General features: G+C 64.9%; 14 protein-coding genes. 10 read left to right on the top strand and 4 right to left on the bottom strand.

Features of this window, described 5'->3' with window-relative positions; all coding sequences use genetic code 11:
* Positions 1–1,115 precede the first annotated feature (1,115 nt).
* On the top strand, positions 1,116–2,183 hold the full coding sequence (locus ACWGE0_RS42955) for a hypothetical protein (protein WP_452266630.1): 1,068 nt from the start codon (positions 1,116–1,118) through the stop codon (positions 2,181–2,183).
* 515 nt (positions 2,184–2,698) lie between these two features.
* On the opposite strand, the gene ACWGE0_RS42950 is transcribed toward ACWGE0_RS42955, so the two are convergent.
* Entirely contained in the window at positions 2,699–4,030 is a 1,332-nt protein-coding gene (locus ACWGE0_RS42950; RefSeq protein WP_452266629.1) for an AlbA family DNA-binding domain-containing protein, read from the bottom strand.
* 233 nt (positions 4,031–4,263) lie between these two features.
* On the bottom strand, positions 4,264–6,255 hold the full coding sequence (gene ligD, locus ACWGE0_RS42945; RefSeq protein WP_452266628.1) for a DNA ligase D: 1,992 nt from the start codon (positions 6,253–6,255) through the stop codon (positions 4,264–4,266).
* A gap of 432 nt (positions 6,256–6,687) precedes the next feature.
* On the opposite strand from ligD, the gene ACWGE0_RS42940 reads away from it, so the two are divergent.
* Positions 6,688–6,915 carry a hypothetical protein gene (locus tag ACWGE0_RS42940; RefSeq protein WP_452266627.1) on the top strand — a complete coding sequence of 76 codons (228 nt, stop codon included), beginning with the start codon at positions 6,688–6,690 and terminating at the stop codon, positions 6,913–6,915.
* Positions 6,916–7,120: 205 nt separating this feature from the next.
* Here the strand turns inward: ACWGE0_RS42940 and ACWGE0_RS42935 are convergent, their stop codons facing one another.
* Complete coding sequence (locus tag ACWGE0_RS42935; RefSeq protein WP_452266631.1) at positions 7,121–7,915, bottom strand: phosphotransferase family protein; 795 nt, start codon at positions 7,913–7,915, stop codon at positions 7,121–7,123.
* A gap of 113 nt (positions 7,916–8,028) precedes the next feature.
* Positions 8,029–9,261, bottom strand: coding sequence for a helix-turn-helix domain-containing protein (locus tag ACWGE0_RS42930; protein ID WP_452266626.1), 1,233 nt, complete (start codon positions 9,259–9,261; stop codon positions 8,029–8,031).
* Positions 9,262–9,472: 211 nt separating this feature from the next.
* On the opposite strand from ACWGE0_RS42930, the gene ACWGE0_RS42925 reads away from it, so the two are divergent.
* The 8 genes from ACWGE0_RS42925 (at position 9,473) to ACWGE0_RS42890 (ending at position 17,129) form a co-directional block, all read left to right on the top strand.
* Positions 9,473–9,703 (top strand): hypothetical protein, encoded by a 231-nt coding sequence (locus ACWGE0_RS42925; RefSeq protein WP_452266625.1) that lies wholly within the window; start codon positions 9,473–9,475, stop codon positions 9,701–9,703.
* 17 nt (positions 9,704–9,720) lie between these two features.
* Positions 9,721–10,068 (top strand): hypothetical protein, encoded by a 348-nt coding sequence (locus ACWGE0_RS42920; protein ID WP_452266624.1) that lies wholly within the window; start codon positions 9,721–9,723, stop codon positions 10,066–10,068.
* A gap of 44 nt (positions 10,069–10,112) precedes the next feature.
* On the top strand, positions 10,113–11,012 hold the full coding sequence (locus tag ACWGE0_RS42915) for a helix-turn-helix domain-containing protein (protein ID WP_452266623.1): 900 nt from the start codon (positions 10,113–10,115) through the stop codon (positions 11,010–11,012).
* Positions 11,013–11,081: 69 nt separating this feature from the next.
* Positions 11,082–11,504: a hypothetical protein gene (locus ACWGE0_RS42910; RefSeq protein ID WP_452266622.1), complete on the top strand. Its 423-nt coding sequence runs from the start codon at positions 11,082–11,084 to the stop codon at positions 11,502–11,504.
* Between the two features lie 15 nt (positions 11,505–11,519).
* Positions 11,520–12,362: a helix-turn-helix domain-containing protein gene (locus ACWGE0_RS42905; protein ID WP_452266621.1), complete on the top strand. Its 843-nt coding sequence runs from the start codon at positions 11,520–11,522 to the stop codon at positions 12,360–12,362.
* A gap of 161 nt (positions 12,363–12,523) precedes the next feature.
* Positions 12,524–12,799: an FxLD family lanthipeptide gene (locus ACWGE0_RS42900; protein ID WP_452266620.1), complete on the top strand. Its 276-nt coding sequence runs from the start codon at positions 12,524–12,526 to the stop codon at positions 12,797–12,799.
* 71 nt (positions 12,800–12,870) lie between these two features.
* Complete coding sequence (locus ACWGE0_RS42895; protein WP_452266619.1) at positions 12,871–15,948, top strand: lantibiotic dehydratase; 3,078 nt, start codon at positions 12,871–12,873, stop codon at positions 15,946–15,948.
* A complete protein-coding gene (locus ACWGE0_RS42890; RefSeq protein ID WP_452266618.1) occupies positions 15,945–17,129 on the top strand; it encodes a lanthionine synthetase C family protein in 1,185 nt (394 codons plus the stop codon). The genes ACWGE0_RS42895 and ACWGE0_RS42890 overlap by 4 nt, the downstream gene beginning before the upstream one ends.
* Positions 17,130–17,174 lie beyond the last annotated feature (45 nt).

Below are 17,174 nucleotides of genomic sequence, written 5' to 3'. Positions count from 1 at the left end.
GCGTACGGGCGTCGCGCGAGCTGCGCGCCACAGCGCCACAGACCCGATCGCACGATCGAGTGAAACATTTCCTTCGCTCCCACTTTTTGCGCTTCCGGACGGTACAAACGGGCGTCGCGCGCCGGGGTCGCATGCCGGCGTTCATCGCTCGCACCCCGAAGGGTTGCGCACATCCTATCTGGTCCTCGGACCACGCCTTGACTCGCGGACAAGAACTGGCCGACCGTAAGATCAACTAGCAAAGCGGCTGCTTAGTCGGAAATGCTCGCGACCTATCGGGGGGCGGGTAACGGACCGGCGGGCGCGGCGATACGCAGGGCGTGACATTCCCAGCCTCGCTCGTCCCAGGGCGGTTTCGTCGACGCCTTAGCCCACGTTCATGCCGGATGTCAAGGGTTGATGATTTTGCGTTTCTGCAGGTCAGAGGCTTGGGATGAAATGGGATGTCCCCCATAGGGGGTAGAGTGTTGCGTGGAGGCAGTCCAGGGCTAGATTCTTGGGCGTACCAAAAACCCCCGTGTCTTGCTCCTAAATGCTTCCGGACGGGACGACGGGTAGTGAAAGGAGGAGGGGGACTCAGGTCGCACTCGGTCCCTCTCCTTATCTCTTCGGTTGGGTGACATCTCAACCACGTGGAGACGCTCCAACTCCGCCTATTCCTATAGGTTGATGGAATGCGCCCAGGTCACCGGCATTTCGCGCGGTGCGCAACAAATTGTCGTTATGGCGTGGAATCATCAGACTCCTCGGGTTTTCGCCGATGATCTGACGTTATCGCCATGGTGCAGTAGGTGGAATGCCCTGCTCTGTGCCGGTCGAGTCCGTGGATCGTTCACCGATGCGTACATGCCGCCGGGGAGCGTGCGGATGTGCGGCACGGGTGCCTGATGTGGGTTCGATCACTCCTTGTCGGCCGCGGGTGTCGTCGTCGACCCGGTGAGGTGGTGCCGGTGCGGTAGTGCATGCTTGTTGCCCCGTCACACCACCCCCAGCGCGGCTGGTGATCCTTCTCGGTGTGGCGATCGACAGCTCTCCGCGCCGCACTCCGAGGGGTTTATGCGATGACTGGCACCGGAAAGCAGGTTGGTCGACCGAGGCCGACCTGCGCTGCGGAGATGGGCGGTGACCTGCCGCTCGCGGAGAAGGAGTTCATCTGGCCGCTGCTGCAGGCCGTCTATGACCGGTTTCGCACCGTTACGAACTTCATCGAGTACAGCATGGCGCACCCCGCCCGTCCCACCCGCACGTATCTCGTGAACCCTGGACGGGCGACTGGGAGGAACACGCGCAACCCGGTGAACTTCAGGGAGGCGCTCAACTCGCAGATCAACGGCTCTCCCCCCAACTTCCCGGAGTGGTGGGTGGTCGAGTGGGTGATCACCGTGGTGATGAGCAACTCGTCGGCGGACAAGCGCGCCAAAGCATTGGCTGACCTCGGATGGGACTGGGCGGAGCTGCGGGGCAAGCGGCCCTGGGGCTTCCACGGCGAGGTGCCCGATGAAGCTGCGCTAACCGATCCGGACGAGGCCAAGGACGACGAGACCAAGCTGGCGGTCCTGCAGAATGTGACGGTCCCGGCGCTGCGCTACGAGGTCGAGAACTTGAGGGCTCGCAACGAGATTCTCCAGCGCGGGCGGCACTACCTGCTCTCCGAGGACGTCGACGATGTCGTGGACCTGACGGCTCGTCTCAGGTTGGCGGACGAGGCTCTGGCCGAGGCCGAGCGAGACAAGGCGAAGGCCGAGGACCACGCTGCCCGCGTTCAGCGACGCAACAACGAGCTCGAGCAGCTCAACGTCGAGGCCCACCACAAGCTCGAACACCTGCTCGGCTTGCTGCGGCCGAACAGGCCCGCCTCTCCGCTGCCTATGTCCGGCATTCTTGACCCGAGAACGGCAACGGAGCAGACGGAGGTCTTCCCCGCGGTGTCCGGGCACCCGCCATCGGTGGAGGCGCGCGACTCCGTTGTTGGCACGAACGACGAGATCGCGCAGAAGCGCTACAAGAACACCGCCTGGTACACGCCGGAGCAACAGGAACTTGCCAACGACTCCTCGGTCCACACCAAACTGTTGGAGATCGCCGACATCCTGAACTTCCGGGTACCCGGCAACTCGCGCAACGAGGCGATCCCGCAGAAACACGAACTGGACACGCCCTCCGCAAGCGGGCAAGGAGCCTGAACAGGCCAGCGCGCTCGACCAGGTCATCAAGTGGAGCCTGGTCGCCAGGGCACGGCTGGTCGTGGCGCCTATGAGCACCGCACGATGTATTGGTGAGCGGTCGAGGACCTGATCGGTCGGAATCTTCCGCCGGACATACCGCGCACTGACTGAGCGGTGCGAGGGCGATTCAAGGTCAGGCCGCCATCGGTGATCTCGCTGGCGATGGGGCCTGACCTTGATGAGGCGTCAGAACGGCAGCAGACCGTTGAGCCGGATGAACAGGTTCTCCGCCCTGGTCAGTGGTCTGCCCGCGGTTGGGAACCAGCGCTACCTGTTCGCGCAGGAGCGTGGTGGCGGGCTTGAGGTGGCTGAACATGCCGCCCTTGCTGAGGAAGTGGCTTTCGATTGGCCGGACGATCTCCGGGTCCTTCGCATTGAGGCGCGGCCCGCTGGATCGACCGGGCTGGAACCCCACGAGCTGACATGCCGCCGCGGTCGCCAGAAGGACCTGAGGGTTCTCGAAGCGCCTGCCTTCAGAGGTTGTTCGGGATAGTCGACGCTCGCATGCCGAACTGATGGTCGAGGTCGTCTGCGAGCTGTCGGGCGACGTCGCGCAAAGCGGCAGCATCGCCGTCTGCGGAGAACTCGGCCTCCACAGCAACTGGCCTGCGGATCGCTCTCGTCCCTGGCATAACATGAAAATTCTGCGAGTAATGACCTGCCCGCTTGTTGTCCACCGCGACCAAAGGTCGGGACGGACGAGTCGGGTCCTGCAGGAATGTCGCCCGGATCAGCGTCGTCCCAGCGCCCCCCACGCTGCGGACATGGGCAGCCACGAGAGCCACCGCCTCTACTAGCAGCGAGTCGACCACCCTGACTGGAACCCGATGGGCAGAGCCGTCGTCGATGAAGTCCGCATCGCTGCGGATCCAGGTGCCGGCGCCGACAGCCAGTGCCACAGAGCCGTCGTGATGAAGCTCGACACGGCCCCAATCGGGCAGTTCAGCGGGATCCTCCGCATGAGGGTTCGACACCATCACCCAGCGACGCAGACCTGCACGCGGGTTAATCACGGCATAGTTGGGCAGCTCAGCGATCACCGATATCCGGCCCTGGTCCGTCGACTGGATCTCCGACGCCAGGTCCAGCATCTGCAAGTGGGTCGCAGTGACCTGCTCCCGCTTCGGGCGTTCCCCGGCAAGCGATGTGAGCGCGGCCGGGCGCGCCGACACCGCGACCCACACACCGTTGGCCAGGTCGATCTCGGAACCAAGGTGCTCGATCAGAGCGCTGAGCGCTGCTCGATCGTCGACTCGCCGAGCAAAACGGTCGCGATATGCACGCTCAAGCTGACTCTCCGTCATCCAACGCGTGTCTGAGCCATCGCGATACGGAACACCCATCTCGTTCTTTTCGCCAACAATGTGAGGGGCGTTCGAGCTGGCCGGCACCGACACGACGATGAGCCCTTGCCCTCCTGCAACGTCGTTCAGCGGTTCGACCAGCAGGCCGTCGACCAGCGGCCTCACGTGTTGCCAGGCCAGCGACCGCACGGACTGACGGACACGCTCGTCGTTCTGCACACCTGTCAGCGCGGTGGCTTCCTCGTTCGCTTCGTCAACCCCGAAAACGATCAGGCCGCCGCGCGTGTTGGCCATCGCCGCCACGTCCTTGGCGAACTCCCACTTCTTCTGCTCCACGACCTTTGGAGGCAGATTTTTCTGCTTCCAGGCCAGATCTCTCTTCCAGTCCAGGTCCTCGTTCTCACGAACCCGCTGGGCGATCGCCTGCACCACCATGTCATGGGTCAGCGGCGTCGGAGACCGTCCAAGTTCGGTATGGATGCGCGACCACATGATTGACATCGGCCAACACTAGCCAACCGATCAGTTCCTAGGACTTGCCTTCTTCGAGCGCCAACGTCCACAACGCGGAGGACTCCTCGTCACTCGTTCGACGACCCGGACCGGGGGCACTGCCAATGCCGCGTCACAGCCGGGAAACGCACACCGTCGCGCCGCGCCGAACAACAGCTTGATCGCCTTCTCCGCGCAGGCGCAGGCCATGCGACAAACCTTAGAACCGCACCGTTGGGATCTCATTCAGGAAGCGGTGCTCGATTCAGTCCGATCGGAGCGAAGAGATCGCCGATGTCTGAGATTCGATCGAGCACGTCGTCCGCGGTGAACGTCAACTGCTCCGGCTTGTGGCAGCTGCGAACCTCGTCCCAGGTGACCGGTGTGGCGACGGTCGGTTCGTCGCGGCCGCGCAGCGAGTAGGGCGAGATGGTGGTCTTGGCAGCGTTGTTCTGACTCCAGTCGATGAACACTTTGCCCTCACGACGGGCCTTCGCCATCGTGGCCGTCACCAGTTGGGGTGTCTCCCGTTCGAAGGCCACCGCGATGGTCTTCGCGTAGGCAGAAGGACCTTGCGCGCTTGAAGTCTCGATGCCCGTGTAGACCTGCATGCCCTTCGAGCCCGATGTCGTGGCTACCGGTACAAGTTCGTGAGCGACCAGCACCTCGTGCAGGCGCTCGGCCACCCGGCAGCAGTCGACGATCGTGGTGCCAGGACCAGGGTCGAGGTCGAACACGAGCCGGTTCGGCAAGTCACGTGTGCCGTTCGAGACAGTCCATTGAGGAACGTGCAGTTCGAGCGCGGCAAGGTTGGCGGCCCACACGAGTGCGGCGAGTTCGTGAAGCAGTGGATAGCGAACGACCTCATCGGCATCAGCTCCCCGCCGAGAGCCGCCGCCACGCAGAGGCACGGTCAGCAGCCAGTCCGGTGCACTCGCGTCAGTGTTCTTCTGGAAGAACTTCTGTCCATGGACGCCGTTGGGGAAGCGCACGAATGTGACGGGCCTGTCACGCAGGTGCGGCAGCAGAATCGGCGCGATCTGGCTGTAGTACGCGATGACCTCGCCTTTGGTGGTGCCGTCGGGGTACAGGGCTTTGTCCAAGTTGGACAAAGTGAGCCTGCGGCTACCCGCGTTCACGGTCACGCGACTGCTGATCTCGGGAAGCTGGGCAGCAGGCGAAGGACTGGGGCGACCAGGTCGCGGTGCGGTCACCTCCGAGGGCTCGCGGTCCTCACGCAGGCCGCGCCACGCGGTGTGCCGCAGCCGGCCGTCTTCGCCTCGGGTGAACTGCCGGAACCGCACCTCGCCTACCAGCACAGGGTCCACCCACCGAGCTCGGACGACGTCCTCGCGCGGAGGCGTCGCTGTGAAAGGGTGGCTGGACCGCTCCAACGGTTGTAGCCGGTCGCGCAGCTGGTCGCGGTCCTGCCGGGTGAAGCCGGTGCCGACATCGCCGATGTAGATCAGTTCGCCGGTGTCCGGGTCGTGGGCGCCGAGCAGCAGACCGCCGACCGTGCCGGTGAAGCCGCTCTGACCGGGCCGCCATCCGCACACGATCACCTCCCGCGTCTGAACGAGCGGGTGCTTGCACCAGAAGTCGGGCCGTTTGCCGGGGATGTAGGGGGAGTCGAGGCGCTTGGCGACGAGCCCTTCGTGGCCCTCCGCGGCCACGCGCTCGAGGAGCCGCTGCGGGGTCAGGCGCTCGGCGGCCAGCTCGGCGCCGGTGAACGACTGGACCACGGCCACCCGGAACGGATCGGGCATCGCCAGCTCAGTGAGCCGGCGCCGCCGCTGCTCGTACGGCTGCTCCAGGAGAAGCTGCTCGTCGAGCTGCAGGAGGTCGAACGCCAGGAACCGAACAGGGACGTCTGTGAAGGGCTCATTGCGCCGGGCGGTGCGGTGCTTCTGGAAGCGGCCACGTCGTTGCTGCAGCAGGCCGAAGTCGATCTGGCCGGCCTCGTTGTAGACCACGACCTCACCATCGAGCACCGCGGCGCGCCCTCGCAGCGCCGTGGTGAGCACGCCGGTCAACTCGGCGAACTCGACAGTGAGGTCGAGGCCATTGCGGCTGGTCAGCATCGTGGTGCCGTCGGCGGCGATCCGCATCGCCACGCGGTAACCGTCCAGCTTGTACTCATACGCCCACTGCGGCCCCTCGCGCAGGCGGCCGCCATCGGGCTTGGCGAGCATCGGGTCGATCCACGCAGGAACGGAGTCGTGAGCTACGCGCATGGCGACCTCCGCTCCCAGGACGTTGCACAGTCACTGGGAATCGAAGGTAACCCGATCGGCCTAATCCTGCGCGTCAGCGCCGACCTGAATCACCGGACGGCTAGAGCTTGCGGAGCACGTGGAATGGCAAGGTCCAGGCCGGTAGCGATAACGCGCCTCGCGGCGCCGGGCGTGCGGGCGAACAGTCTGTCCAGTCGGACCGAGACGCCGGTGACCACGGCTCTGTGGCCGTGCACGCTGTCGCCTTCCCAGACGGTGAACGGGCTGTTAAGCACGTCGACCGTTGCCCGAGGTCAGCGCTGTCTGCGAGCGGCTCCGGACGAGATCGAAGTAGAGCTCCTCGGACAGCTCTGCTCGGTCTGGTGCGGGTGCAGTGGCGGTCAGCCGCCAGGAGTGATCGGCGGTGTCGGTAGCGCAGGCCAGGCAGCTGACATGGGCTTCGCCGTCGTGCACGACCGCTCGAAACTGGGAATGGCCAAGAGTGTGCCGGCCGAGCTTGCATCGCGCTGGCAAGAGCGCTACCCGTTGGCCGGTGCCGTCGTACGCGTACGTGAGCGTGCCGTCCATTTGGGACGGTTCGAGAAGCTGCCGATCCATGGCGCGAAAACTATCACCGTATTCGCACATACGTTCGGTCGGACGCGTGTGGCGCGCTGGTGATCATCAACTTTTTGCCGACAGATTGGCGGCGCGGCTGTTCGGTATCGCGATCAGCAGCTGTCAGTCCCTGCGGCGTGGAGATCATGAACGTGCGGCGCGTCGGCCTAGGTTCACTCGACGGTGTGCAGCTCGACGCCGCACCGCTCGGGCGATCTCGCCGACTCGATCACGAGCCTGATCGACTGACCACCGTTCAACCCGGTGCTCAGAGGATGAACCACCTGGCGTTCGTGTGTTCTCCGAGCTGGGCGATCCGCCGCCGGACCTCTGCGGCCTGTGGGGTGTCTGGCGTTGACTTCCGTGCGTTCGTGGTGATCATCCTCAGCTCACGCAGGTCCCTGAACGCTTCGTAGCCCGACCAGGCGCGGATATCGCGTCCATAGCGCTCGCAGAACTCGTCGTACTCTTCGGGCGCAAACCCGAATCTGCGGCAGTGGACCTCGATGGTCACGAGGTCCCATTCGACAGGCCCGAAGACCGCGCTCTCCCAGTCACACAGGACAGCTCTGCGAACATCGTTGTACCACAACGTGTTGCGATGCTGAGGATCTCCGTGGATGAGGCGCGGTTTGCTCGTCTCGACTGCCTGCAGGCGAGAATCCACGTCGGCGAGGATCTCGGCCAGCATTGTCCGTTCCGGGTCGGTGAGGAAGGTGCTGGCCTCGATCGAGTGCCGGATCATCCCGAGCGCATCCAGCTTCGGCAGCTCAAGCGGCACAGATTCCAGGCTGTGCAAAGACAAGAGTGGGCGTGCGATGTCTCCAGCAGAAACCGGCCTGTCCTGTGGGAGGTAGTGCCACAGGGTGACAGCACAGCCTGCGAGAGGCATCGGCTGTTCGATGTCAAGCAGGGTCACCGTGGGCACCCGTTGCTCGACTAGCCACTGCACCAGCTTGACCACGTCCTCGGTGTGCCGGATGCCTGGACGCACGACCTTGACCACCACTGGGGCGGTGGTCAGCTGGTAGACCGCGTTCGTCTGGTGCCTGAGCAACACCATGCCCGCGGGGTCGAGGCCTGCTCGCAGGCATGCCTCGACCGCGACGAGCTTGGTGCGTTCAGGACTGAAGGTGGATTCGGTGAGGTGCGGCAGCTCGTGGCCGGCCACCACCATCAGGTTCCGCTCTTCGACGCCACAAGTTCACGGAGTTCGCTGACAGCAGGACGTTCCCACCGCTGCGTCGGAATTGCCTGCACAACGTCTGTTGCTCGCCTGAGCACAATTCGAGTGCGATGGTCCGCAGGCAAGTTGAGCAGGGCGTCGACTGCGAGGGTGCATGCGTCGTCGATATCGCCGTGAACGGCCTCGCCGACCGCCTGGTCCAGCTTGATCAGCGCGGGGTCGATGACCAGCGTCGGATCGCTGCGGTAGCGCTCCAGCGCTTCTTGCTGAACGTGTCGAGCGCGGTCGAACTCGCCGAGGTAGGTGAGTGTCCCGGACAGGTACAGCAGCAGTCGCTTGTCGTTGAACTCGAACGCCGCGTCGGATGAGGGTGTGTCCAGTTGGTCGACGAGACGCTGCGCCGTGGCCATTGCGCGCTCGGCCCCCGTGCTGTCACCGAGCCGTGCGAGGGCGCGGCCTTCCGCTGCCGCTGCAAGAGCGTTGGCTCCGCAAACCGTGCCAGCGGACAGCGCTTGTGCTTCCCTTGCCAAGGAAACAGTGCGCTCGAGCCGCCCGTAGTAGTACGGGAGCATCGCCTCCTGTGCGCGGACCTGCGCCCGCAGACGACCGTTGGTGGTGTCATCGGCAGCGAGGCGAGCGGTGCCGTACCAGTAGCGTGCTCGGTCGATCTCTCCGAGTTTCATCAGAGCGTCGGCACTCAACAGCCCGAGTGCAGCCGTCACTGTGGACAGTCGCTCCTGCACCTTTGCGGGTTGCCGGTGCTCCGCGAGCTCTTGAACTTCAAGGAGATCCGGCATCAGCTCAGCAAGCACCTGAGTGGGTGGAGTGTGGGTGTAGCGGTCGATCCGGTCGCCGACTCGTTCCTCGATCAGCCCCAGGCGTTCCACCGAACCGAGTCCCTTCGAAAGCGTCTGATCGACGAGCAGCCGCGCTTGGTCCAGCCGTCCAAGGAGGTCTTCCTGAGCTGCGGATTGCGCCGGCCAGATGATCGCCACCGCAGCAGACACCGGTGAAGCGCTCCCGTCGAACAGCTCATCAAGCTCTGCAAAAGAGATGTTGAGCGCCTCGGCGAGCCTGACTCGTTGTGCATGTTGGGGAGATTGCCCGGAGCGCCAGCGCGCGACCGTCGAACGGTCAACCCTGACTGCCTCGGCCAAGGCCTCGATGGAGCTATAGCCAGCGCGCTTGCACGCGGCGATGAACATGTCGCGTTTGGGGTTCATCGACGTACCTCCCCGGTCTTCTTCACCTTACGGTAGCCGATGCGCGTTCTTGCAGGTCAAGGGTGATATGCGCACAAAACGCGCACGCTCTGCGACGGTTCTGCGCACTTGATGCTCTGTTCGAAGGACGCCCGTTCCCGCTTTGCTGAACAGGGCATCTGGCGGTGAATGAACATTCGCCGATGTGCATGCGAACGCATGAGGGTGGGTGGTGGACGTGACGGTTTCTGTTGTCGTGAACCTGACGTTGTCGCAAGCCACGGTTTTGGCCGGAGCTGCAGTGGTCGTCACCTCGACGCTGGACTGCAAGGAAGTCAACGCCGCGGAACAAGGGCTCCTCGCGTTCCGTGCCGCCGTGGGCCTGGCCTTCTCGAAACGGCCAAGCCGCGTAGTGGTCGAACAACCGAAAGCGACGGCAGAACAGTCGCGTCGAGCGAGCTAGGCGGGAGGAGATCGGCGATGGGCAACCTGGTCTTGTTCGCCGAGTTGCGGAAGCGTCTCGATGATCACCTTGATCTCGTGCAACGAGTCGCCATCGATGGCGATGCCACATCCGCCCTGCCGATCATGAGGCGAGAAGTTCCGGGTTTGGTGGCCGCACTGCGTGAACTCGTTGAGGAGCATCTGCCGGATGAGAACGGCAGCTGCGCAAAGTGCCGCAGCGGCCCGTTCTGGCGCAGGGTGTCGGTGCCGTGCCGGATGCTCCTCAAGGTTCACCTCGCGCTTGGGGCAGCGGAGGCGACAACACGGGACCGTACCTGCTGGAGCACTCGGCGACACAGGTTAAGACAGTCCTCTGAGGACTGAATTGCACCACTTCGCAGTACTCGTACCAAGCAAGGATCTCGGCTATGCCAAGAAGGATCTCTACTGTCCGTGGCCGTGAGTTCGGTGAAGGCATGCGGGCGGCTATCGCGAACTCCGGGATGAGCGCCCGTGAGCTCGCCGACCTGTTGGGCTGGGACGAGGCAAAAGTCTCGGACGCGGTGACCGGCAGGGGAGGTGTCAGCAGGCTCGAAGTCGCGCTGTTGCTAGGCGTTTGCCGAGTGCCGGCCGCTGAGCGTGATCATCTCCTCGAACTCTTTTCAGAGAGGGACAAGTCGGGTTGGTGGCAGCTGCACGGCAGGTGCGTGCCGGTCCGGTCACGCACTGCCTTCACCCACCTCGCTGCGGCCGAGACTCTGATCGGTTGGCACTTGCACGCGGTACCAGTTCTTCTTCGAACGGCCGATTACATGCGTGTGCTGCTGACCGCGTCCGCCACCGTGTCGGCCGATGAGCTGGAGGAGCGGTTGTGTGCACTGCAGGAGATGCAAAACCTGCTCAGAAATGATCTGGACTGCACCTTCTACATCCACGAACTTGCGCTGCATGTTCGAATCGGTGAACCAGAAGAGCACATCGGCCAGCTGCAGCACCTCATGCTCATGGCGAACTGGAAGAAGATCAAGATCCTGATCGTGCCTGTGGCAGCGGGCGCGCATGCGGGAATGGCTGGTCCCTTCACCCAGCTGAAGTTCCCGAAGTACGGGTCGCTGGTATGGACGGAGACCGAGAACTCCAGCCTCTTCGTCGAGAAGAAGGAGGCAGTCGACGGATATGAGGACGTTGCCAGGGCACTAGGCAAGATCAGCCTGGACGAAGGCGAGTCGATGGATCTGATCGTCCGCCGGTGCGTGCGTCTCCAGGAGGCCGGCGATGCGGACGGCACGGTGCAATTTGATCCGGGCGAACCCTTCCCGCCGTCGTAAGCGAGGAAGCCCTGTGGGGCTGCCGTAGGACACACACGTCGCTGTATCCCGAGTACGAAGGTGAACCGAGTGATGACCGAGGTTGGAGCACGCGTGCTGGACGCCGCCGCCGTGAAGGCCGTGGCAACGCAACTGAGCGAGGCGATCGAGAAGGGCCGCCAACAAAACCGCGACCTGTGGCGAGCTGTCCAGGACGAGGTCGATCGCCGAGTGGGCTTCGGGCCGAGGCACGTGCCTCGGTCATCGGCACTTGTGATCCTCGCTGTGCTTGTGGTTGGTGGAACTGGCGGATTCCTTCTGGCAGCCACGTCGCGGAACTGGGTGGGGTGCGCACTCTTTGCGGTCCTGATGACCGTCGGGATCTTTCTCCTCGACCAGGTGCGGCTGATGCAGCAGCGAGAGGACGCTCTCAAGGCCGGACTGTACGTCTCCGCTGCAGAGCAGGACGTTGCTGCTACAGGCCAGTCCCCGCAGGACTACGCCAAGTCGTGAGAAGGCGACCTCGCCATGCCTAAGGATTTCCGGGCTACAGCGCTTGAACGAGCCGTTGGGCGGCAGTTGGCCCGTTGGCGCAAGGCGCTTGAACTCAGTCTCACGGAGGCGGGCGGACGTGTGGGGTTCAGCAGCGCGAAGTTGTCCATGATGGAGAACGCTATGCAGCCTTCCGCACCGGTCGACATCATGGCGTTGGGATACGTCTACAAAGTGCCGACGCCCGACTGGCAGTTCGTGGTGTCCCAGTCCCAACGCGCTGCGAACCTCAGGATGATCGCGCGACCGGAACCCGAGCTCTTCGACCCGGCGGCGGACTTCCCCCATCTCGTAGCTGACGCAACGCTGCTACGGACATTCACCGCGGACATGGTGCCAAGCGTGTTCCAGCTTGGCGGCTACACGGTTGCAGCGACGTTTGAGGACGACCCGCTGAAAGCCTCGTTGATGGCGCAGGTGCGCGAGTCGTGGACATCGCGGTCGGATGGCAACGATCCGCCTGCGGTCGAGGCGGTGTTCCCGGAGGCGGTGCTGCACCGGGTCGTGGGTGGGCCACGACTGATGAAGGCGCAGCTGCTTCGTCTCATGGAGGTGAGCGAACAGACGAACGTGAGTATTCGAGTGGTGCCGCGGGCGGCGGAGGTGTACCCGGCGATGGGCTGCTCCTTCACATGGCTGAGCTTCCCGCATCGCCAGCACGACGATGTCGTCTACTTCGAGACGTTCTTGCGGTGCGAGTACGTGGAGGAGCCTCTCAGGATCGAGCAGGTGGCGCAGCGGTTCACGGCGTCGCGAAACCTGGCGCTCAGCGATGGCGAGTCGATGGAACTCATCGCAGAGGCTGCGTCTGCTCTTTGAAGCAGGTGGCGCACGTATTGGCTCACTCGCCAGCCGTCGGAGGTCGCCCACGCCTTCGGAGTCGACGCCAACGGCATGAGACAGCTCGTGCGACCTGCCCACGGGGGACTAGCCGCCTATCAGGTCGGCCTAGAGCCTGAGGCGCAAATACCACCAAGGATATGGAGGTTCCAAAGAAAAGGAGGCGCATTCACCGCCGTGGCGGTACCGCTGACAGGTCGCCGCAACCGTTGTATATCAAGCAATCCCTGCATCACACGCACGAGTTCATGGAGGAACAACACATGTCGGTTCTGACGATGCCCGAGGTCCAAGAAGCGGACTTCGACCTCGACTTGCAGATCACCAGTGACGCTGCCACCAGTGTCCCGATGGCTTGCGCAACCGACGACGGGTGCGCGCCCTCGTGCGCGTCGTCTTGCATCAGCACCGTCTGATCTGACCCCGGACGGCTGGCACGGGCGACGCCGGCGTCAGCCGTCCCATCCAACGATGAACGAGGCTGGGGATGACCACACTTAGGCAAGCGTCCTACCGGAACTGCGGCGTGGCCCTGATGCGCGCGACGGCGGCACCACTCAGCGACGTTCCAGAGTGGTGGCCAGACCCGTCTGATCCGCAGGAATGCCGGATCTGGTTGCTTGCTGTGTATGAGAAATCGGACCTCGCCGACGCAATCCGTCACGCAAGCGCTGGACTCGTCGCCCATCTTGACGCGCTTCGTGCCAACACCAAGGCCTTGCCGCCCAAGCAATTGAGGCGCATCACGCTTACGGTGGTGCGTTATCTGCTACGGCTCACGGGCCGTCAGACGCCGTTCGGCCTGTTCGCCGGAGTCGCACCGGTGACCGTCGGCGGCCCGGCCACCGAATCACGATGGGGGACAAAGCATCACGCCTACGCCCGTGCGGAGGCGATGTGGCTCGCAGATGTTATCGATGAGCTGGAGGCCTGTCCTGAACTGCTGGCACGGCTCCATGTCGTGTTCACTGACCTAGCTGCGATACGTGGCGGGCTCGTCGAGATCCGCAGCGGATCCGACCGGGTCAGTGTTCCGGATACCCGTGCCGTACAGGCAGTACGCCGGGCCGCGCGCGCTCCGGTGTCCGTCGCGGATCTGATCAACATGTTCCCGCAGATAAATGACGACACAATCATCGGCATGCTCAACTCCCTTGTACGACAAAGGTTTCTGCTCACCAGTCTCCGGGCGCCCTTGACGGTCGTAGACCCACTGGCGCACCTCGTTGACCACCTGCACATGGCCGGAGCGGTGACTATTCCTCGCGCTGCGACGATCCTCACCGAGTTGGAACGCGTCCAGGACGATCTACACCGCCACAACCAGCCCACGATCGGCGGCGCGGAGCAACGCGTCGTCAGGTCGGCGCTCACGTCCCGCATGCGAGCGCTGTCGAGGGCCGGGCGTACTCCACTGGCGATCGATCTTCGCCTGGACGTGCATATGCAATTGCCTGAGCGCCTGGCGCGGGACATCGAGCACGCCGCCACCGCACTGGCGCGTCTGTCTGCTCAACCCACCGGGGAGCCGGCCTGGCGTGACTTCTACATCGCCTTCTGCGACCGGTTCGGCACCGGCACCTTGGTGCCGTTGACCGATGTCGTGAACCCCGATGCAGGCCTGGGTTTCCCTCACGGTTACCCCGGCAGCGTCATGAATCCGCCATCCTTAGCCCCGTCTGAGCGTGAGCAAATGCTGCTCGCGTTGGCATGGACCGCGTGGACTGACGGCAGCGACGAGGTCTCACTCACCGAGGACACTCTCGCTCGGCTGACAGTCGGAGATCCGACTACGGCCCGGCGGATTCCGGCGCACGTTGAGGTCGCTGCGCGCGTGCACGCCACCAGCGCCGAGGCGTTGCGGCGCGGTGACTACAGCCTGACCGTCGCACCCGCCCGAGCGGCCGGCACCTTCACCTCACGCTTCACCACGATCGCAGCAGGATCCGGTCTCGAGCAGGTGTACGCGACCGTGCCGACCACCACAGCTAAGGCTCAGCCGGTCCAGCTGTCCTTCCCGCCGCTCTACTTCACCGGCGAGAATGCCTGCCGTACACCCGCTTACCTGCCACACGTGCTGTCGCTGGGAGAGCATCGCGCTCATCCCGCCGACGACACCGCAGACAGCGGCCTCGACATCTTGGACCTGGATGACCTCGCGGTGACCGCAACCCGCGACGGCCTGCACCTGGTCAGCCTCAGCCGCCAACAGGTGATCGAACCGCAGGTCTTCCACGCGCTCGCCCTGGACAAGCAGGCACCCCCGCTGGCGCGGTTCCTCGCACACCTCGCCCGCAGCCTCGGCGTCGCGTGGCACGAGTTCGACTGGGGACGGTACGCCGGGCTACTTCCGGTGCTACCACGTGTGCGGTACGGCCGCGCCGTGCTCAGCCCGGCGCGTTGGAGGCTTGACATCGCCGATCTCCCTGCCGGTCCCCGCAACGACCAGTGGACCAAGGAACTCGCGCGGTGGCGGCAGCAGTGGAGATGCCCCGCCAAGGTCGAGCTTCGGGACGCCGACCGCTCGCTGCGCCTCACACTCGACGAGCCCGCACATGCGGAGATCTTGCACAGCCACCTGCATCAGCGCGGTCACGCCATCCTCGGCGAGGCCGCCGCACCCGAGGTATTCGGCTGGGCCGGGGGCCACGCCCACGAGATCGCCGTCCCTTTGGCCAGCACCCGGCCACCGGTCCCGGCACCGCCGGTCGCGACCAGTCCCGTACTGAGCACCGGCGGCCACGGTCAGATACCCGGCTCGGCGAACAGCACCTGGCTCTACGCCAAGCTGTTCACTCATGCCAGTCGCATGAATGAGATCATCACCGATCGGATTCCGCAGCTGCTGTCCGTCATGAATCCCTCGCCACGCTGGTGGTTCGTGCGCTACCGAGGCCTACACGAGACCGACCACCTACGCCTGCGCCTGGCCACACCCGAGCGCGACGCCAGCGCCCGTGTCATTGCCGCGCTCGGCGACTGGGCAGAGCAACTGCGCGCCGACGGCGCCGCGGCTCGTCTGACCATCGACACCTACTTGCCCGAGGCCGGCCGCTACGGCGCCGGGGAAGCGATGGACGCGGCGGAGAACGTGTTCGTCACCGATTCGGCCGCGGTGGCCGCCCAACTAAGCCTCGCCGCCGAATTCGGCATGAACCGCGCGGCCGCGACGGTGGTCGGGATGGTGGACATCGTGGCCGGGTTCCTCGGCGATCTGGGGGCGGCAGTGGACTGGCTGCGCGCACGACCCGTACCCGAGGGAACGTCTGCGGCCGACCGTCCCGTACTCGCCACGGCGACCGGCCTCGTTGCTCAAGATGCACCCGACCGTTTCAGATGGACCGGGGACGTCATCGAGACCTGGCGGGACCGCGCCGCCGCGCTCGCCGCCTACCAGGAGCGGCTGCCCGTCGGGACCGATGTCGACGCCGTGCTGGAGTCGCTCCTGCACATGCACCACAATCGCGTCGCCGGCATCGACCGCGACGCGGAGAACGCACTGCGCCGCATCGCCCGGCACGTCGCGTGCGCCTTGCACGCCCGGCAACGGCAGGCCGGTGCATGAACCTCGCCGACCTGCACATCCCACCCACTCAACCGGCTCAGTACTGGGGACAGTCCCTTGCCTCCGGTGCTGCCGGAATCACCTTGCTGCACCTGGAGAGCGTCCACGCCGGTACTGGCGAGTGGAACATGGCACGTACTTGGGTCCGCGCCATGACAGAGCACAAGGTCACCGCAGACCCAGACACGGCCGGACTGTTCCACGGCGTTCCCGCCGTCGCGTTCGCCCTGCACGCTGCTCACCAACCTGCTTACGCGCCGACCTTGCGGGCGCTCGACGAACACCTCGCCGCCATCACCGTTCATCGCCTGCGCACTGCGAACGATCGCATCAACCGCGGGCTCCTCCCACGATTGCGAGAGTTCGACCTGATCAGCGGCCTCACCGGACTTGGCGCCGTGCTTCTGCACCGCAACACCCGACCCGAACTGCTGCGCGATGTCCTGGCCTACCTCGTGCGCCTCACCGAACCCGTCACCGCCGACGGCGAGCAGCTGCCCGGCTGGTGGAGCAGCGACGGCCCCAGTGGTCGAATCAGCCGCGACTGGCCAGGCGGACACGCCAACCTCGGCATCGCCCACGGCATTGCCGGTCCGCTTGCACTGCTGGCCACCGCGCACCGGCATGGCATCACCGTGCCCGGACACACCGAGGCGATCACCTACCTGCTCGACTGGCTCGACAACTGGCGCGTCGGAACCGGCCACGACACATGGTGGCCAGGCATGATCTCCCGCACCGAACACCACACCAACGCGTCGCGAGCATCCGGACCCCAACGGCCTTCCTGGTGCTACGGCACCCCCGGTCTCGCCCGCGCCCAGCAGCTAGCCGCCATCGCGCTGCACGACCCCGCCCGCCAGCGCGCCGCCGAAACCGCACTTGCCGGCTGTATCACCGACCAGCGCCAACTCGCCCAGCTAAGCGACGCGTCGCTGTGCCACGGCTGGGCCGGGCTCCTGCACACCGCCAGGCGTGCCGCCGTCGACGCCGCCGACGACAGCCTCGCTACGTTGCTGCCCGTCCTCGACGCACAGCTGCACACCTACCTCAGGCTGCATGGACCACCCGACGAACCAGGCCTGCTCACCGGCGCTGCGGGTGTGCTCCTCGCACAACACGCCACCACCAACGCCACGCCCATCACCCAATGGGATGCGAGTCTGCTGCTCGCGGGCTGACCCCTTGACCAGAACCCGATCTTGACCGACCGCAACCGGCTACCA

Source organism: Lentzea sp. NPDC054927 (genome assembly GCF_053610285.1).
Note: the sequence above shows the minus strand (reverse complement) of the source record. Positions and strands in the feature narration are given on the sequence as shown.